20 protein-coding genes and 1 pseudogene are annotated in these 17,531 nt (G+C 41.7%); 18 read left to right on the top strand and 3 right to left on the bottom strand.

What is annotated here, in order from left to right; genetic code table 11:
- The first annotated feature begins 4 nt into the window (after window positions 1-4).
- The 5 genes from DLJ48_RS01340 (at window position 5) to DLJ48_RS01320 (ending at window position 5,196) form a co-directional block, all read left to right on the top strand.
- Entirely contained in the window at window positions 5-589 is a 585-nt protein-coding gene (locus DLJ48_RS01340; protein WP_128685229.1) for a guanylate kinase, read from the top strand.
- An 87-nt stretch (window positions 590-676) separates the two neighbouring features.
- Complete coding sequence (locus DLJ48_RS01335) at window positions 677-1,573, top strand: S1C family serine protease (protein WP_128685227.1); 897 nt, start codon at window positions 677-679, stop codon at window positions 1,571-1,573.
- A gap of 297 nt (window positions 1,574-1,870) precedes the next feature.
- Complete coding sequence (locus DLJ48_RS01330; protein ID WP_128685225.1) at window positions 1,871-2,875, top strand: CHAP domain-containing protein; 1,005 nt, start codon at window positions 1,871-1,873, stop codon at window positions 2,873-2,875.
- A 55-nt stretch (window positions 2,876-2,930) separates the two neighbouring features.
- The gene (locus DLJ48_RS01325) at window positions 2,931-4,181 is read left to right on the top strand and encodes an NlpC/P60 family protein (protein WP_128685223.1); all 1,251 of its coding nucleotides are present in this window, start codon (window positions 2,931-2,933) and stop codon (window positions 4,179-4,181) included.
- A gap of 1 nt (window position 4,182) precedes the next feature.
- Complete coding sequence (locus tag DLJ48_RS01320) at window positions 4,183-5,196, top strand: tRNA dihydrouridine synthase (RefSeq protein WP_420892151.1); 1,014 nt, start codon at window positions 4,183-4,185, stop codon at window positions 5,194-5,196.
- 90 nt (window positions 5,197-5,286) lie between these two features.
- Here the strand turns inward: DLJ48_RS01320 and DLJ48_RS01315 are convergent, their stop codons facing one another.
- Genes DLJ48_RS01315 through DLJ48_RS01305 form a run of 3 tightly spaced genes read right to left on the bottom strand, consistent with a single transcriptional unit; the run spans window position 5,287 to window position 7,581 of the window.
- Window positions 5,287-6,039 carry an amino acid ABC transporter ATP-binding protein gene (locus DLJ48_RS01315; RefSeq protein WP_128685221.1) on the bottom strand — a complete coding sequence of 251 codons (753 nt, stop codon included), beginning with the start codon at window positions 6,037-6,039 and terminating at the stop codon, window positions 5,287-5,289.
- On the bottom strand, window positions 6,032-6,727 hold the full coding sequence (locus DLJ48_RS01310; RefSeq protein WP_128685219.1) for an amino acid ABC transporter permease: 696 nt from the start codon (window positions 6,725-6,727) through the stop codon (window positions 6,032-6,034). The genes DLJ48_RS01315 and DLJ48_RS01310 overlap by 8 nt, the downstream gene beginning before the upstream one ends.
- Window positions 6,727-7,581, bottom strand: coding sequence for a transporter substrate-binding domain-containing protein (locus tag DLJ48_RS01305; protein ID WP_128685217.1), 855 nt, complete (start codon window positions 7,579-7,581; stop codon window positions 6,727-6,729). Before DLJ48_RS01305 ends, DLJ48_RS01310 begins: the two co-directional genes overlap by 1 nt.
- A 68-nt stretch (window positions 7,582-7,649) precedes the next feature.
- Here DLJ48_RS01305 and DLJ48_RS01300 point away from each other — a divergent pair, with 68 nt between their 5' ends.
- From DLJ48_RS01300 to DLJ48_RS01240, 13 genes and pseudogenes are all read left to right on the top strand, one after another.
- Complete coding sequence (locus DLJ48_RS01300; RefSeq protein ID WP_128685215.1) at window positions 7,650-8,054, top strand: Mini-ribonuclease 3; 405 nt, start codon at window positions 7,650-7,652, stop codon at window positions 8,052-8,054.
- Entirely contained in the window at window positions 8,047-8,781 is a 735-nt protein-coding gene (gene rlmB, locus DLJ48_RS01295) for a 23S rRNA (guanosine(2251)-2'-O)-methyltransferase RlmB (RefSeq protein ID WP_128685213.1), read from the top strand. Before DLJ48_RS01300 ends, rlmB begins: the two co-directional genes overlap by 8 nt.
- Before the next feature lie 203 nt (window positions 8,782-8,984).
- Window positions 8,985-9,554: a sigma factor gene (locus DLJ48_RS01290; protein ID WP_128685211.1), complete on the top strand. Its 570-nt coding sequence runs from the start codon at window positions 8,985-8,987 to the stop codon at window positions 9,552-9,554.
- 37 nt (window positions 9,555-9,591) lie between these two features.
- Window positions 9,592-9,768, top strand: a complete 177-nt coding sequence (secE, locus tag DLJ48_RS01285; protein WP_128685209.1) for a preprotein translocase subunit SecE — start codon at window positions 9,592-9,594, stop codon at window positions 9,766-9,768.
- 75 nt (window positions 9,769-9,843) lie between these two features.
- Window positions 9,844-10,401 carry a transcription termination/antitermination protein NusG gene (gene nusG / locus DLJ48_RS01280; RefSeq protein ID WP_128685207.1) on the top strand — a complete coding sequence of 186 codons (558 nt, stop codon included), beginning with the start codon at window positions 9,844-9,846 and terminating at the stop codon, window positions 10,399-10,401.
- Window positions 10,402-10,646: 245 nt separating this feature from the next.
- Window positions 10,647-12,203, top strand: a complete 1,557-nt coding sequence (gene gntK / locus DLJ48_RS01275) for a gluconokinase (protein WP_128685205.1) — start codon at window positions 10,647-10,649, stop codon at window positions 12,201-12,203.
- 35 nt (window positions 12,204-12,238) lie between these two features.
- On the top strand, window positions 12,239-13,738 hold the full coding sequence (locus DLJ48_RS01270) for a gluconate:H+ symporter (protein WP_128685203.1): 1,500 nt from the start codon (window positions 12,239-12,241) through the stop codon (window positions 13,736-13,738).
- A 126-nt stretch (window positions 13,739-13,864) separates the two neighbouring features.
- A pseudogene (gene rplK / locus DLJ48_RS01265) lies at window positions 13,865-14,281 on the top strand (50S ribosomal protein L11); the annotation flags it as partial.
- 182 nt (window positions 14,282-14,463) lie between these two features.
- On the top strand, window positions 14,464-15,156 hold the full coding sequence (gene rplA / locus DLJ48_RS01260) for a 50S ribosomal protein L1 (protein WP_128685199.1): 693 nt from the start codon (window positions 14,464-14,466) through the stop codon (window positions 15,154-15,156).
- Window positions 15,157-15,343: 187 nt separating this feature from the next.
- Window positions 15,344-15,853, top strand: coding sequence for a 50S ribosomal protein L10 (gene rplJ / locus DLJ48_RS01255; RefSeq protein WP_128685198.1), 510 nt, complete (start codon window positions 15,344-15,346; stop codon window positions 15,851-15,853).
- Window positions 15,854-15,967: 114 nt separating this feature from the next.
- On the top strand, window positions 15,968-16,330 hold the full coding sequence (rplL, locus tag DLJ48_RS01250; RefSeq protein ID WP_128685196.1) for a 50S ribosomal protein L7/L12: 363 nt from the start codon (window positions 15,968-15,970) through the stop codon (window positions 16,328-16,330).
- Window positions 16,331-16,432: 102 nt separating this feature from the next.
- Window positions 16,433-17,047 carry a class I SAM-dependent methyltransferase gene (locus DLJ48_RS01245; protein ID WP_128685194.1) on the top strand — a complete coding sequence of 205 codons (615 nt, stop codon included), beginning with the start codon at window positions 16,433-16,435 and terminating at the stop codon, window positions 17,045-17,047.
- On the top strand, window positions 17,022-17,489 hold the full coding sequence (locus DLJ48_RS01240; protein WP_128685192.1) for a nucleoside deaminase: 468 nt from the start codon (window positions 17,022-17,024) through the stop codon (window positions 17,487-17,489). The genes DLJ48_RS01245 and DLJ48_RS01240 overlap by 26 nt, the downstream gene beginning before the upstream one ends.
- Window positions 17,490-17,531: the final 42 nt, after the last annotated feature.

The raw sequence follows: 17,531 nt of genomic DNA, 5'->3' as shown, positions 1-17,531 counted from the left end.
CAATATGGAAAACGAAAACCGTGTCATTGTCATTACAGGTGCTTCGGGTGCCGGCAAAACTTCCGTTGCTCGTTATCTCTGGGAAAAATACGGCGTACCGCGTGTGATCACTCACACTGATCGCGAGCCCAGAGAGGGTGAGATCGATGGTGTCGACTATTATTTTGAAAATTTAGATTCTTGGCATCAAAACCATTTTATTGAACAAGTAAACTATTCCGGTCACAAATATGGTTCCTCGTATGAAGGTCTGGAAAGAGCTTGGGCCAAATCCAAGCAATCCAACCATCCTGGGATCATTAGCTTGGTGGTTGATACGGTTGGTGCGATCACTTATAAAAAAACTTTGAAAAATCAAGCAGTTATTTGGTTTGTTACTGTGAGTGATGTTGCCGGTTTGCAAAATCGTCTGATTGAACGGGGCGATAATCCGATTCACGTTGTTGAACGAACCAGTTCGGCCGATTTTGAACGCGACATGCATCTGCCAACTGAATTAAAAAATCAATCAACAGTCATCATTAACGATGACTGGCAGCTGACACAAAAAGCCGCTGATCATTTCATTACAAGCTTGTTTTATAAATGACCTGCCTGTATCGAAAATTTGATCGATGTTTTTTTGTTTCCACAACGATTTAACTTTAGTTTTATTTTTGGAGATGATAATAAAATCATGAAAAATCGGGAACATACTTTGAAATATTTTTTGATTGGCTTGATTAGCGCAATCATTGGTGCAGCCATCGTTTTAAGCTGTTTTTATGCTTTTTATCTATTACCAGCCCAGACAAAAGCTGCTAAAAGTTCGTCTGCTTCAGCTGGTATCACGAAGGTTGTGAATTTAACCGGCAGTTCGACCTCAACAGCAACTGCTGCTTATAACAAGGTCAAAAAAGCCGTTGTGACAGTCGAAAATTATCAAAAACCGACGACTGAATCTAGTGATTATTTTTCCCAGTGGTTTGGCAGCAGTTCCAGTTCTTCGAGCAGCTCAAGTTCTGATACTGTTCAGCTGGCAGCTGAAGGGACTGGTTTGATTTATGAGTCGGATGATGGTTACGCCTATATTGTGACGAATAATCATGTTATTTCTGGTGCAAATGAACTGCAGGTCCTTATGTCTGACGGGACTAAAGTCAAAGCGAAATTGATTGGCAAGAATGCAACTAAAGATATTGCCGTTTTGAAGATCAGTATGACAAAGGTGACAACGGCAACCTTTGTTAATTCTAGTAATGTTCAACCCGGGCAGCAGGTATTAGCAATTGGGTCACCCCTAGGGTCTGATTATGCAAGTTCTTTGACTTCCGGCATTGTTTCAGCGACTGATCGTCAGATCAGTGACGATCCAATTAAATTAACAGCTATTCAGACGGACGTTGCACTGAATCCCGGAAATTCAGGCGGACCCTTGATCAATATGGCTGGTGAGGTTATTGGTATCAATTCGATGAAAATCAATTCCACTGAAAATGGCAGTGAAAGTGTCGAGGGGATGAGTTTTTCGATTCCGTCAAACACAGTCGTGGCGACGATTAAGTCGATCGTGAATGCGGCATCGGGGAATTAATGATTTTTAAGAAAGAGATAAGCTGTTTTTTTAAAAAAAGAGCATTTAAATTGAAATTCTGCCTTTCATTTACGCTGGTATTTGCGTAAAAGATGAATTTAACAACTGGCATTATTTTTTAAGAATACTGCTACAGTAGGCTTCTCAGGCTTATTTGTAACAAGAATGTAACAATGTAAAATAACTTTAAAACAACATTAATTCTACTGTCAACTAAGCCCATTAGTGTAGAGACCGTGCTTTAGAAATCCTTACAGATTTTTAGAAAATTGGAAACTTTGCACTTGGAGATTATAGATGACTACAAAAACTGTTAAAAATGTACTTCTTGTTTCAGCTGGTGCGGCTGCTACTTTGGCAGTCGGCGCTGCTTCTGCTAACGCCGACACTGTTAATGTCAAGCAAGGTGATAGTGTTTGGGCTTTAGCTAAGCAATACAACACCACCACTGATGCAATTATCAAAGCAAATAAGCTTACTGATCCTGCTTTGATTCTCAGCGGCGCAAGTTTAAATATCCCTGGTAGTGCTGTTGCTAGCGATTCAGCTTCTACAGCGGCTGCAAGTACAGCTGCAACAAGTATTTCTGCTAAGAATGCTGATGGTACCGTTACGATTGCTTCTGGCGACACTCTTTATGGCATTGCTGATAGATATGATGTTGCCGTTTCAACTTTAATCGCCAATAACAACGGTTCAACTTTTATCGTTACAGGTCAAAAGTTGTCATTAACAGCTGCGACCACCACTACGACTAACACTGCAAATTCTGCAGCTCAGACAGCTACAACGAGCGCTGCAGCTAGTTCCTCTGCTGCGCCGGTTGCAAGTTCTGCTGCAAGTCAGGCGCCTGTTGCTTCTTCGGCAGCCGCGCCAACATCTACCTCCACTGCTTCAAGTCAAACACCTGTCCGCAAGGCTGTTACTGCCAGCTATGCAACACGTAAAGTAGCCACAACAACTACTACTGCTTCAACTAGTGGCAATTCTTATTATTATGGTCAGTGCACTTGGTATGTTAAAAACATGCTTGGTTGGGTTCCAAATGGTCTTGGCAATGCATCTCAGTGGGCTTCAGCCGCAGCTGCAGATGGATTTACAGTTAATAACACACCAACAGTTGGTTCAGTTGTTGTTTTCCAAGCAGGACAAGCTTGGGCTGGCGGTTATGGACATGTTGCGGTTGTGACGGGTGTTAATGGTGATGGTTCAATTCGTATCACTGAAGGCAACTTTGCTGGCCGTTCTTCAAATACGAGAACTGTTACTTCAGCTGCTTCTTATCAATATATTCACCAATAATGAAAAATTTATAAATTTAAGGCTTAGGTCTTTTTTTTTACGGTAAATTAAAGATATGCAATTTCGAAATTATTTTACAAATGATAATCAATGGATTTTTTCACCAAATACGTCAATTGGCGAAGTCAGTCAATATTTTCCGGATATGCGAACTTTTCAATTCCAAGGTCGTTTTATATCTGACGAGTTGATCAGCCAAATTGAAGGGATCGAGAGCCATTTTTCATCGGTTGAGTCGTCGCTTGATGATTTAACTGATTTTTTGATGGCGAAAATGCTGCCAATTAAAAAATGGGTTCACAGCCGAGACCAATATGCAGAAAACACAGCACTTTTCGCTTTAAATATTGGCATCATTCCTTTTGAGAATCCGGATGGTTCTAAAGGCCGGAGCTTAAGCTACAGCTTTCAAATTTTCCGTAATCAGTCAATGATCGATTTAGTGAAACATGGTAGCTGGCTGGATGACCAAGTTAGTGGTTTTGAGGAAATTAATTATTATTTTGCTCGGACAGAAGATTTGCTTAATTTTAGGCATTTACAGACTGGTTTGGCTAAAAAACCTTCAGACGTGTTCAGATTGGCTCAGCCTTATATCGATGATCTGAATAACCAAGAAATCATTATTCGCCGAATCGAAGCAGAAAAATCACCGAGCTTTTTAGCAATCAATTTAACAGCTGATTTTGATAATTGGGAAAAATCTGGTGCAGCTCAGTTAGACAAAATCAATGGCTTTGACGTACAGTCAAAAATAAGCGGTCTTTTCAAACACGTTTCCAACAAACAATTAGCGGAACTCAAACACAAAGCCGATATCTTTAAAAATCTGCAGCAAATCAAAAAAGAGACTGCTGATCCGAATAATTATGAAGCATATGAATCAGTACGCAACGCACAGATCAAACTGCCTAAAAAATACGCGACAAATGAACCGGCTTCTGTCAAAAGGACACTAGCCAGTGCCTTGTCTTTGATTGGAACGCCTTTCGCTTGGGGTGGTCGGGATGAAAAGGGCTTTGACATTCCCGGATTTATCGAATACTTGCGGGCAATTTCCGGTTTGACCGCTCTTGGCGGCAAAGTCTATATCCAAGCTGCCAAATTAAGAGAATTAGGCAAACAGAAGGCTAACTTATCCAAGTCTTTGCCTGGCGACCTGCTTTTTTGGGGTCAGCGCGGTGCCGAATTTCAGGTAGGTCTCTACATTGGCGGCGGTCAATATATTGGCCTGAAGGGTCCGGACAGCAAGCTGGCAATTCAAGCTATTTCCGGCCTGCCAACTGCCTACAAGGGTATTTTTTAGCATGATAGATAATGATTTTTGGCAGACAATTAAGAAACAGTCTCAGCTGAAAGGGGCGCCTTTTTTCAGTTTAGCTCCGATGGAAGCTGTGACAGATAGTATTTTTCGGCAAGTGGTTTCAAAAGCTGCAGCACCGGATGTTTTTTACACTGAATTTACAAATGCGATCAGTATTACACATCCAAAAGCTAAGTTTTCTGTTATGGGTCGTCTGCATGTTGATAAGAGCGAAAAACAGCCCGTGGTACAACTGTGGGGCAATCATGCTGAGGACTTTCGCAAAGCAGCTGCTGAGGTCAAAAAACAGGGTTTTAAGGCCATCGATATTAATATGGGTTGTCCAGACTCGACTGTGATTAAAAACAATGGCGGCTCAGATTTGATTCGTCATCCGCAAGATGCTGCCGATATCATCGAGGCAGCGAAAACAGCTGGATTACCGGTTTCTGCCAAAACCAGATTAGGTTTTTCTAAAGTTGATGAAATGTCTGATTGGCTGCCTTGGCTTTTAAAACAGAATGTCGCAGTCTTAACTGTTCATTTACGGACGAAAAAGGAAATGAGCAAGGTTCCGGCCCATTTCGAATTGATCAATGAAATTATCAAGATGCGCGATCAGATTGCGCCAACTACGCTGCTGCAGATCAACGGTGATATCAAAACACGTGCACAAGGCCTGCAATTAGTACTCGATCATCCAGGCTTGGATGGCATTATGATCGGACGGGGTGTTTTCGAAAACCCTTATTGTTTTCAGGAAAATCCTCAGCCGCATTCGTTAGATGATCTATTGAATTTGTTTGATCTGCAATTGAATTTATATGACGACTACGTGTCTGCAGTTGGTCCTAAACGATTTGAGACACTCCGGCGATTTTTCAAAATTTACATACGCGGTATTCATGAAGCGGCCAGTTATCGTGATCGTCTAGTCAATACGCGTTCAACTGATGAAGCGCGTGCTATCATCCAAGAATTGCGGGAACAGGCTTTATCCCAACCCGTGGCAGACTAACAAACTGAATAATTTCAGAAAAACACCACTAGATTTTAGACAAAATAAAAACCCTTGGAATAAGTTAGCTAACCGATCCAAGGGTTTTATTTAGGCATTTACTTCAAGCAATTTACTCAAAAATTCCTGTGCACGTGGATTTTGAGGGTGAGAGAAGAATTGATCCGGCTTAGCATCCTCGGCAATTTTGCCTTGGTCCAAAAACCAGACACGATCAGCCACATTTTTTGCAAAACCCATTTCATGAGTAACGACGACCATTGTCATGCCGTCAGCGGCTAAAGCCTGCATGACTTTCAGCACTTCGCCAACCATTTCTGGGTCTAAAGCCGAAGTTGGCTCATCGAACAGCATCACATCAGGATTCATTGCTAAAGCCCGAGCAATCGCCACACGTTGCGCTTGACCTCCGGACAATGATTTTGGAAAGGCAGCGATTTTTTCTGCCAGACCAACTTTTTCCAATAAAGCCAAAGCCTTATCGCGAGCTTCGGATTCTGACCACAGACCAAGTTTTGTAGGAGCTAGTGTGATGTTTCTTTCAACGCTCAAATGCGGGAATAGATTAAAAGACTGGAAAACCATACCCATTTTCTCTCTGACTGCGTCTAATTGCTTATCTTTTAGCTTTGTCAGATCTTGATTTTGAAACAGCACTGATCCGGATGTGGGTACGTCCAGCATATTTAAATTTCTGATTAAAGTTGACTTTCCGGTTCCTGACGGTCCAATCAGTGTAATGACTTCAGAACGATTAATTTTGGCATCAATGTGATCCAAAACGATATTATCGCCGAATTTCTTAGTCAAGCCTTTTAATTCAATGATCGTGTCTTCAGTCATGCTGCATCCTCTTTTCAAAGTGTTTCATAGCTCTCGTCAGGCTGTAGGTCAGAGCGAAATAAATCACGGCTGATAAAGTGAGTGGTTCCACTGCAGAAAAAGTGACGGCCCGAAGATTGTTGATCTGATACATAATGTCTGGTGCGCCAATGATCAAAACGATTGAAGACTCTTTGATCAGAGCGACAAATTCATTACCCAAAGCTGGCCAAATATTTTTCAAGGCCTGTGGGATGATCACATAACGTAGCGAGACTTTATTGGGTAGACCCAGTGACCGTGCGGCTTCTGTTTGGCCGGAATCAACCGAATTAAAACCAGCTCTGATCGCTTCAGAGACATAGGCAGACGAATTGATGGCAACGGCAATAATGCCTGAAGTAATGGCTGGAATGTTGATATCAACAGTTTTCCCGAACCAAGCGATGATCGTTTGCAAAATGATCGGAACGGCGAAATAAACAAATTCCAGCTGCACGATCAAAGGAGTGCCTCGTAAAATTTCAACATAAGTTGTCGCAATTGCATTGACGGCCTTTTTTTTGGACATGTGCATGATCACGACGAATAATCCGATCGTTGATCCTAATATAACGGCACTGGCTGAGATCAGCAGCGTAACACCGATACCGGACAGGAGTTCATCTCGAAATTTCCATACACTAAAGGCTAGAAAAACGGAATTCATTATTCGGCCTTACTCAACTGCGTACCAGCTTTTTCGATCCACTTTTCAAAAGTATTTGTTTTATTCAATTTTTTAACGATTTTATTGATCTTTGTTTTCAAAGTTTTTTGATTTTTAGGAATAACGACCGACATGCCTTCTTCGTTTTGAACACCCTTAGGGTATTTAGCGAAAACAAATTTCAAGCCGCTGGTACTTTTAGCATAGGCTTGACCGACACCGCCGGAAACAGCCATTGCGTTCACTTTGCCTGTTTTTAAAGCCAATACAAGGTCGCTATTAGACTGCATCTGAACATATGAAGCTTTCTTTCCTAGCTTAGCTAAAGATTTTTTTATTAAATCTTTTTGCCGAGCAGCCGTCTGTACGCCGACAGTCAGGCCAGCAAGATCCTTATAGGATTTGATTTTCTTTGCTTCATTGGCGCGAATGACAAGTGTCTCTTTCGCTGTGAAATAAGGTACTGAGAAATCAACTGATTTCGCTCTTTCTGGTGTTGATCCCATGCCAGCGATCAGAATATCAACTTTACCGGCCTTTTGAGCAACCAGCAAAGAATCAAACGATAAATTTTTGATCTCAAGTTTAACGCCTAGACCCTTGGCAATTTTTTTTGCCAAACTCATGTCGGCACCAACGGTTGTTTGTTTGCCGCTTTTGGAAATCAGAAATTCATAGGGCGGGAAATCAGCAGATGTACCAACGATCAGCTTCCCTCGGGCTTTGATCTTCGAATACAGCACATCCTGCTTATTTCCCGCTGCGTGAACGACTGGGCCGCTAGCTGCAAAAAAGCCTGTTACTGCGATCAACGATATCAAACCGCTAAAAAACTTACTAACTAATTTTTTCATTTTAAAAATTCTCCTAATAATTTTCCCTTCACGCTTTTTAGAGTGAATTGCACACTATAATATAGAGCATGATTGAAGATGTCAAGCAATTTAACGGACTTTCCTTAGCTTTTATAGGGGATGCCGTCGATGAATTAAAAATTCGCACTTATTTACTCTCGACCGGACTGACCAAGGTTAATGACCTTCAGCATCGTTCTAAAGAGTTCGTATCGGCTAAAGCTCATGGTAAACTGTTTATTCTTATGGAAGATGAACATTTGCTGACGGAAGAAGAACGGGATATTTTTAAGCGCGGCCGCAACTCGCATCCGCATACGAAAGCCAAAAATACGGATATTGTGACCTATCAAGTTTCCACAGGTGTCGAAGCACTGCTGGGCTATCTTTATTTAAGCAGGCAATACGAACGTTTGGACGAAATTATTAATTGGATGATCAACAAAGTAGAAAGTGGGCAGACACGTGGCTGATGAAGTTGTTTATGGTGTCCATGCTTCATTAGAAGTTTTGGAAAATAATCAGACGATCAATAAGGTCTATTTAAGTGCCTCTTTAGCAAAAAATCGTGCTCAGCAAATTAGACAAATGGCTGATGAATTGAAAGTTGTTGTTCAAGATGTTGATAGCAAACGTCTTGATGAATTGACAGCTCACGGAAATCATCAAGGGATCGCAGTTTCGATCGCTGCTTATGAATACGTGCCGGTTGATGATATTTTAACTAAAATTAATGGCCACGACCCCTTTCTCGTGATTTTAGATGAGATCGAGGATCCGCACAATTTAGGTTCTATTTTGAGAACAGCTGATGCAGCCGGTGTTGATGGCATCATTATTCCAAAACGCCGCGCTGTTCAGCTCACACAAATCGTGGCTAAAGTTTCAACAGGTGCTATTGAACATGTACCAGTGGCTCGCGTTACGAATATTAATAATACGATCGATGAGTTAAAACAACGTGGTTTTTGGATTTTTGGTACGGATATGCAGGGCCAGGATTATACGCAATGGGATGCTCGCGGCTCAATAGCGATCGTGATCGGCAATGAAGGTAGGGGCATCTCGGCGCAGACAAAGAAAAAAGTTGATCAAATGCTGACGATTCCAATGGCTGGACACGTCCAGTCGCTTAATGCCAGTGTTGCGGCTGCTTTGTTAATTTATCAAGCCTTCAATAGTCGGCGTTTGAAAAAATGATAAATTATCACTACACTGCTAATAAGATTTATTTTTTTATTAATATCGTCTCGTGATCTAAAGTATCTGAATCCTCGATAGCAGTGGGTATGCTTTATCGGAAAATAAATAATCACAATCTTTTTTTAAAGAGCAAACATACGTTCGCTCTTTTTTGCTAAAAACATCATTTATGATTTTTATCAGCCGAGGAGGGCCATTGCATGGAGATTGAAACAGTTGTTAGAGATATTAGAGAAGGGAACGAAAGCGGTTATTCATTTTTAATTAGAGAAACAGAAGGATTTTTACATACGATTCATCATCGACACTTGCAGAATGTTTTAGAATTTGATGAATGGCGCAGCGAGGCTTTTTGTGTTTTGATGAATGCCACGCAGAAATACCAAATGGCGCACGGCTGCAAGTTTACGACTTATTATTTTTCAGCTTTGCATCATAAAGCAATGGATCTTTTAAGAAAATCTTATTCATTGAAGGAAAAGAATAGGCGAAAAAATATTTCATTGGATAATTTGACGGTTGATGGTTTTGATCCAGTAGACCATAATTGGAACCAAGCTCAAACAAAAATGGATTTCGAAGATGCGATCAGTGAAACTGATTTTCATCTCGGCAAACAAGAAGAGCTAGCTATCAAACATTTATTCGGTGACCTGGAAACTGTTATGGAAATCGAGAAAAAGGTCAAAAATCATGCACTTGATTATCGCCAGAAACGCTTGATGAAGGACATCTACAATCATTTTTATGGTTTAAATGACAAAAAATAATTAATCAGTCTGCAAAATTTGCTATCATATTAAGGGTATGATTCGTTATATTAAAGGCACAATTGAAGAGATGAAGCGTGTAACTTGGTTGAACGGCAGTGAGACGAGCCGTGATACAAGTTATGTCGTTGTGACATCCATTCTATTTTCAAGTTTTTTGGCACTTGCTGACTTTTTGGTCGGTATTGGCATCAAATTCTTGATGAATAAATAAAAATCAGTTATATTTATTACAGAGACCGAGGGAGACCGAGGTTTTTTATTTTGAATAAAATTAAAAGAGGTAATAATGGTTGAATCAGAAGTACAAAAGGATTGGTACGTTGTCCATACCTATTCAGGCTATGAAAATCGTGTCAAATTAAACCTAGAGCAGCGTCGTGAGTCAATGGGAATGACGGATTTTATTTTTCAAGTGATCGTGCCGGAAAATGAAAAAATCAAGACAGGTCCAAATGGCGAATTAAAAAAGGTTGTTGAAAATGATTTTCCTGGTTATGTATTGGTCCAAATGACGATGACTGATCAATCTTGGTATGTTGTGCGTAACACACCTGGTGTTACAGGCTTTTTGGGTTCGCATGGACAAGGATCGAAACCAAATCCTGTTACAAAAGACGAGATTGACCGCATCATGCACCGTATGGGATTGATCGAAAGAAAAGTTGATGATCTGAAAGTAGAAGTTGGTGAAACGGTTTCTATTATCGGTGGCGCCATGAATGGTATGGAAGGTAAAATTACATCGATCGATAGAGAGAAGCAAGAAGTTAAAGTTCTGGTTGATATGTTTGGTCGGGAAACTGAGACGGAAGTACCATTTAACGATATCGATAAAATTTATTGAGATATAATGATTTAGGAAACCGTTTTCCCAGGAACCATTTGACTTTGTTTTTAGCATTAAACGACAAGCCGAATGGCTGTATTCAAATCACTTCCAAAAGGAATCTGAAAGCCGTTTGATTGATTCAAAGCGGCGCAAATAATGATTAATGGTGCTTTAAAAAGCTCATTTTTTGTTTTGTAGCCACTGATCGGCAGTTTTTTAGGAAATTCCAATAGTATTTATCATGAAATTTAGGAGGATATATGGATTACATGATTGGTGTTGACCTTGGTACGACCAGTACAAAATCAGTATTGTTCGATTTAGAAGGTCATGTTCTTGCTTCCTCAAGCAAAGGCTATCCGCTTTATCGCGATGAACCGGATATGGCTGAAGAAGATCCAAATGAAATTTTTGAGGCTTTGATTGATTCCTTGACCGACGTTGTTCGGGCTGGCAAATTAAAAGCTGGTGATCAAATTCGCGGCGTCTCTTTTAGCTCAGCAATGCATTCACTGATTGCTTTTGATAAAAATTGGAAAGCCTTGACTCGGGTCATCACTTGGGCAGACGGGCGCGCCTTTAAGTATTCCGAAGAGCTGAAAGCTAATGGCGTTGGCCAAGAAATTTACAGTAAGACAGGGACACCGATTCATCCGATGGCGCCTCTTAGCAAATTGCTTTGGTTAAAAAACGAAAGGCCGGACATCTATGGTCAGGCAGCTCATTATTTAGGTATTAAGGAATATATTTTTCATCGTCTATTCGGTGCTAATAAAGTTGATATTTCGATTGCTTCGGGTACGGGACTCTTTAATATTTTTCAACTAAAGTGGGACAAACAAGCATTAGAATTAACGGGCTTGTCCCTTGATCAGCTGCCGACTCCGGTCGACCCCTACGAAATCGAACGCGGCATGGTTCAAGAATATGCTAAAGTGATCGGTTTGCCAGCTGACACGCCTTTTATTTATGGCGCTGGTGATGGTCCACTATCCAACCTAGGCGTTAATGCGATTCAACCAGGTGTTGCGGCTGTGACTATCGGGACTTCTGGTGCAATTCGAGTTGTGACCGATAAGCCCAAAATTGATCCAAAAGGACGGACCTTTACTTACGCACTAGATCGTGATCACTGGGTCGTTGGCGGTCCGGTCAACAATGGCGGTGATGTTTTCCGCTGGGCTCGAGACAATTTGTTTGATGCCGAGAAATCAACCGCTGCTTTGTTAGGGATCGAGTCTTATGATCTGTTAACGGAAATCGCTTCAAAGGTACCTGCGGGTGCTGATGGCTTGCTGTTTCACCCTTATTTAAGCGGCGAAAGAGCGCCAATTTGGGATGCTAATGCTCGAGGCTCTTTCTTTGGTCTGACACATTATCATACGCGCGCCCATATGGTCCGTGCCGTTCTTGAAGGCATTATCTTCAATATTTATATGGTTGCTTTAGCTTTGGAAGAGGTTGTCGGCGAATTAAAGTCGGTCCAAGCGACTGGCGGTTTTGCTCACTCTCCTTTATGGCGGCAAATGCTGGCTGATATTTTTGAACAGTCGGTTACAGTCCCGCAGTCGATCGAGTCTGGTGCATTAGCAGCGACGGTCGTTGGCCAAAAGGCGCTAGGTCTAACTGACAAAATTGAAAATATCGCTGACATGGTTGGCGATGCGAAGACTTACGAACCAAATCCGGAAAATTACGATGTTTATCGCGAATTAACACCGATCTTTATTCGTTTGAGCCGTCAATTAGAAACGGAATACGCAAATATTGCTAATTTCCAACGCGAACATGTTCATGTTAAAACGACGGAACAATAACTTTTAATTAAATTTTTTGGATTATGGAGATAAATATGTCATCACTTGCAGCAGTTACCGTTGATCCGAAGACTGGCTTTTTTTCTTGGCTTGTCAACGGGTTCAACATTTGGCCCTTTCTGATTTTAATTTTAGGAATCATTTTACTTTTAACCTTGATTTTAAAGTTTAAAATCAATACTTTTGTCACTTTGATCGTCGTTTCAATCGTTGTTGCCTTTGCCTTGGGTATGAATCCCGCTGGTATTGCCGATGCGATTAAAAACGGCATTGGTGGTACCTTAGGCGAATTAGTCGTTGTCTTTGGTTTCGGTTCGATGATCGGCCGTCTTGTTTCAGATTCTGGTGGATCCTATAGGATCGCAAAGACATTGATAGCAAAATTTGGTAAAAAACGCCTGCAATGGGCCGTTGCGTTTGCCTCATTTATTATTGGTATTTCACTGTTATTTGAAGTTGGCTTAGTTGTTTTGATCCCGATCGTCTTTACGATCGCATTGGAAGCCGATGTGCCATTGCTCTATTTGGGTATTCCAATGGCAACTGCTTTATCAGCTGCGCAGGGATTCCTACCGCCGCAGCCTTCGCCGACCGCTGTGACGAACATTCTTGGTGCTAATTTAGGAATGGTTTTGATTTATGGCATCTTAGTTGCTATCCCAGCTATGATCATCGCTGGTCCGGTATTTACAAAAATTGCTCAAAAATATGTGCCGAAGGCTTTTAAAATCACAAAGCATTTGGATGCATTAGGAACGGTCAAGGAATTCAAGCTGGAAGATACACCTTCATTTGGTATTTCCATTCTGACTTCTTTGATGGCGGTTATTTTTATGGTTGTGACCACGATCATCACGATGGTCGTGAATGGCGGCAAACAAGTTTACGGCGGTGTGATCGGTGATACCGCTTGGAAAGCTATGACGACAGCCGCTCAGCATGGTTATCTGCTTCACCCGACTGATTTTCAAAAAATTATTGCTTTTCTTGGCAATCCTTTGATCGCCATGGTCATTGCACTATTGTTTGCTTTGTGGTCTATGGGCCCGCACCAAGGCCGTTCGATCAAAGACGTCAATAATACTTTGTCTGATGCGATCAAATCAATTGCTAATTTATTGATGGTTATCGGTGGCGGTGCAGCTTTTAAAGGTGTTTTAACGGCGGGTGGTATTTCAACTGCGATCGCGCAGGCCTTTGCTCATTCGTCAATGTCGCCAATTTTGTTTGCTTGGTTAGTGGCTGTTATTATTCGTGTTTCAGTTGGTTCGGCTACCGTTGCTGGCATGACTTCCGCCGGTATTGTGGCCCCGATCGTGGCTTCTCAAACGGCGATCAATCCGGCCTTCGTTGTTTTGGCTATTGGTGCTGGATCCTTAGCTGCCAGTCATGTGAATGATGCTGGATTTTGGATGTTTAAAGAATTTTTCGATCTTGATGTGAAAGAAACCTTGAAAACCTGGACTGTTTTGGAAACACTGATCTCTGTGGTTGGTTTGCTGATGGTCCTGCTATTGTCGTCTATTTTTCATTGATTGAGTCAAAGATTGATTATTTTATCGAGACAGCGTATAGTTATTCCTGCATGTTTGTAAATGATCATGTGCGGAAGTAGCGTCACGGCTACGTTTCACCGCTAGATTACGAGAGGAGACATTATCGTGGCAAAAAATGTCGTAAAAATTGTTAAATTACAAATTCCTGCTGCTAAAGCAACGCCAGCTCCACCAGTTGGACCAGCTTTAGGACAGGCCGGTGTTAATATTGGAGAATTCACAAAGAGTTTCAACGCTCAGACTAAGGATTTAGCTGGTTCGATCGTACCAGTTGTGATCTCTGTCTATGATGATCGGTCATATACTTTCGTCTTGAAGACACCACCTGCATCCGATATGCTTCGCAAGGCCGCTAAAGTCGATAAGGGATCCGGTCAGCCGAATACTTTGAAAGTGGCTAATGTGACTTCAGCACAAGTTGAAGAAATCGCAAAGACCAAGCTACCTGATTTGAATGCTGGAAGTTTGGAGGCTGCTGTTAAGATCATCGAAGGTACTGCACGGTCAATGGGATTTTTGATTGATGGCAAGTCTCTAGATGATGGGGCTGCCCGTTTGGCAACTGGTGCCGAAATTGAAGCTGCTGAAGCTGAAGCCGAAGCAGAGGGTGCTGCCGCCGAAGCTGGCATTGTTCCTAAAAAAGATGATGACGATGACGATGACCAAGCAGATGCTGCTGCACCTGCGGAAGGAAGTGCTGAATAATGAGTAAGAAGCATAGTAAAAATTATTTGGTTGCTGCCGAGAAGATCGATGCTTCTAAGAAGTATCCATTGACAGATGCCGCATCCCTTGTAAAGGACATTTCCTTTACAAAGTTTGATTCAAATGTTGAAATTGTGTTTGATCTAAATGTTGACACAACCAAGGCTGACCAGCAATTGCGTGGTGCGATCGTTTTACCTAATGGCTCTGGTAATGCTAAAAAGGTCGCTGTCTTCGCTGAAGGTGATAAAGCAAAGGACGCTGTTAAAGCTGGAGCTGATTTTGTCGGTACAGATGAACTAGTTCAAAAAGTTCAAGCTGGCTGGACAGACTTCGATGTCGCGATCGCAACGCCTGACCAAATGGCCAAAGTTGGTCGTATCGGTCGTGTTTTGGGACCTAAGGGCTTAATGCCCAACCCTAAAGAGGGTACAGTCACAATGGATGTTACGAAGGCTGTTAACGATGCAAAGGGTGGACAAGTAACTTATCGAACTGATAAAAATGGTAATGTTGCTGTTCCTGTTGGCAAAGTTTCCTTTGAAAGTGACAAACTTTCTCAAAATGCCAAGGCCGTCTCATCAGTTATTTTAGGTGCACGTCCAAGCACTGTTAAAGGTACTTATGTGCTAAGTGCTCATTTGGCTTCTACAATGGGTCCTGGTGTTGAATTGGATGTTTCATCCTTATAATTAATTTTAAAAAAGAGCTGGATTTATTCAGCTCTTTTGTGTATCATCAGTAAAGTAAATATCGTTTTTACCTAAGACGTCGGTTGCCGAGAGGCGTAATTCCTGCCGAGGAAGTTAAGTTCTTTCTATGGCCGCGTCTTGTACGCGGTTTTCTTATGTGTAGAACTATTTACGGAAAGGATATCTCATGAGCGAAAAAACGATTGCAGTCAAAGCCCAAAAAGTTGATGAAGTTGCTGATCTGTTTGAAAATTCAGTTTCAGCTGTTGTTGCTAATGTTCGTGGCTTAACTGTCGCACAAGCTGATGATTTGCGTTCCCAACTTCGTGATGAAGGTATTTCACTCAAGGTTATTAAAAATAAGATTTTGATTCGTGCCGCTGAAAAAGCCGGATACAGCGATTTAAATGATATTTTTAACGGACCTTCTGCGATTGCCTTTTCCAAAGAAGATGTTGTTGCACCTGCCCGTATTTTAAAGAAATTCAGCAAGACTGCTGAAGCTTTGGAATTAAAAGGTGGCGTAATCGACCGAAAAGTCGCAGATCTTGACACGATCAACCGTTATGCCGCATTGCCTTCTAAAGAGACTTTGCTACAACAGTTATTGGCTGAATTTCAGTCACCACTCCGCAGCTTTATGTATGCTGTTAAAGCAGTTGCTGAACAGCGCGAAGCAGATGGCGAGACAGCCTGACTCTTTGACGGAACACTGTCACAAAGATAAGCTTGACAGAAATTTGGATCGTTATGATTTAAATTCTTAAAATTACTAAAACGCAGAAATAGATCTGCATATTGGAGGAAAATTATGGCATTTGATAAAGATGCAATTATCGCTTCTTTGAAAGAAGCTTCTATCCTCGACTTAGCTGACTTAGTTAAGGCGATCGAAGAAGAATTTGGTGTTTCAGCCGCTGCACCTGCAGCAGCTGCAGCCGCCGGCGAAGATGCTGCGGTCAAGGATTCATTTGATGTTGAATTAACTGAACCTGGCCAAGCTAAAATCGGTGTTATCAAGGCAGTTCGTGATGCTACTGGACTTGGCTTGAAAGAGTCTAAAGACTTAGTTGATGGCGCACCATCAGTTATCAAGTCAGCTTTGAGCGAAAGCGATGCTAACGATTTGAAGGCAAAGTTGGAAGCTGCTGGCGCTACAGTTACTTTGAAGTAAACAATGCTAGATATAGATTAAAACTGCTAAGGCAGTTTTTTTTTACCCATTTTTCTCAGTCCCGATCCTTTTGCAGCTAGTTCTTGCCTTAAAATGTAAGGTATGGTTAAAAAAGCAGAGCAGTATTTTACAAGTCAACCAACTTCCACGCATGATTTTCACACGATTCATTTCGATTTTGCCGGCAAACAGTTAGTTTTTCAAACGGATGCCGGTGTTTTTTCAAAATCACGTATTGATTATGGGACAGTTGTTTTGCTATCAGCTGTTCATGACTATTTTGCCGAGATCCCGGCTGGCAAGATTCTTGATTTAGGAACCGGCTATGGACCAGTTGGTGTTGCGATCAAAGCTATTGATCAGACCAAAGATGTCGTCATGGTAGATGTTAATCAGCGTTCGCTTGCGTTAGCTGAAGAAAATTTAGCTGCTAATCATTATCAGGCTCAGATTTTACAATCAAATATCTATGAAAATATAACTGACCAATTTGCAGCTATTATTGTCAATCCGCCTATCCGAGCTGGCAAAGAAGTCGTGACCAAAATGTTGATCGAGGCAAGAAAACAGCTTGTTGCCGGCGGCATGATCTTTGCCGTTTTACAAAAAAAACAAGGCGCACATTCAGCTGAAAAACATCTTCGCGATGCATTCGGCAATGTCGAAGTTTTAAAACGTGATAAAGGATATTATGTCTTACGATCGATCCGAAATTGATAAATTCATGCAAGCAGCCCTTGACCAGGCACAGCTGGCTTTTCAGGAAGGTGAAGTGCCGATCGGTGCTGTGATCGTCAAAGACGGCCTTGTGATCGCAGCAGGTCATAATCAAAAAGAGCAGACACAGATCGCAACCGCGCATGCTGAAAAAATTGTGATCGAAGCTGCTAATAAGCAATTAGCTAGCTGGCGTTTAAATGACTGCTCGCTTTTTGTGACGATCGAACCCTGTGTGATGTGCTGCGGTGCCATTATTCAAAGCCGGATCCCGCAGCTCTATTACGGGGCGGCTGATCCAAAATTTGGTGGTGTATCTTCCTTGTACCATTTGCTTGAAGATAGTCGTGCAAACCACGTTGTTTCTGTCAATGGTGGTATTTTGGCTGATCAGGCAGCGGAGCTTATGCAAGATTTTTTTCACAAGATTCGTGCTAACTAATTGATCGTCGAAGAGTTATACAATACACATGAGCACTGTTTT

This window comes from Oenococcus sicerae, from assembly GCF_004102045.2.
Classification (GTDB): domain Bacteria; phylum Bacillota; class Bacilli; order Lactobacillales; family Lactobacillaceae; genus Oenococcus; species Oenococcus sicerae.
This window is presented reverse-complemented; position numbering and strand designations above follow the sequence as displayed.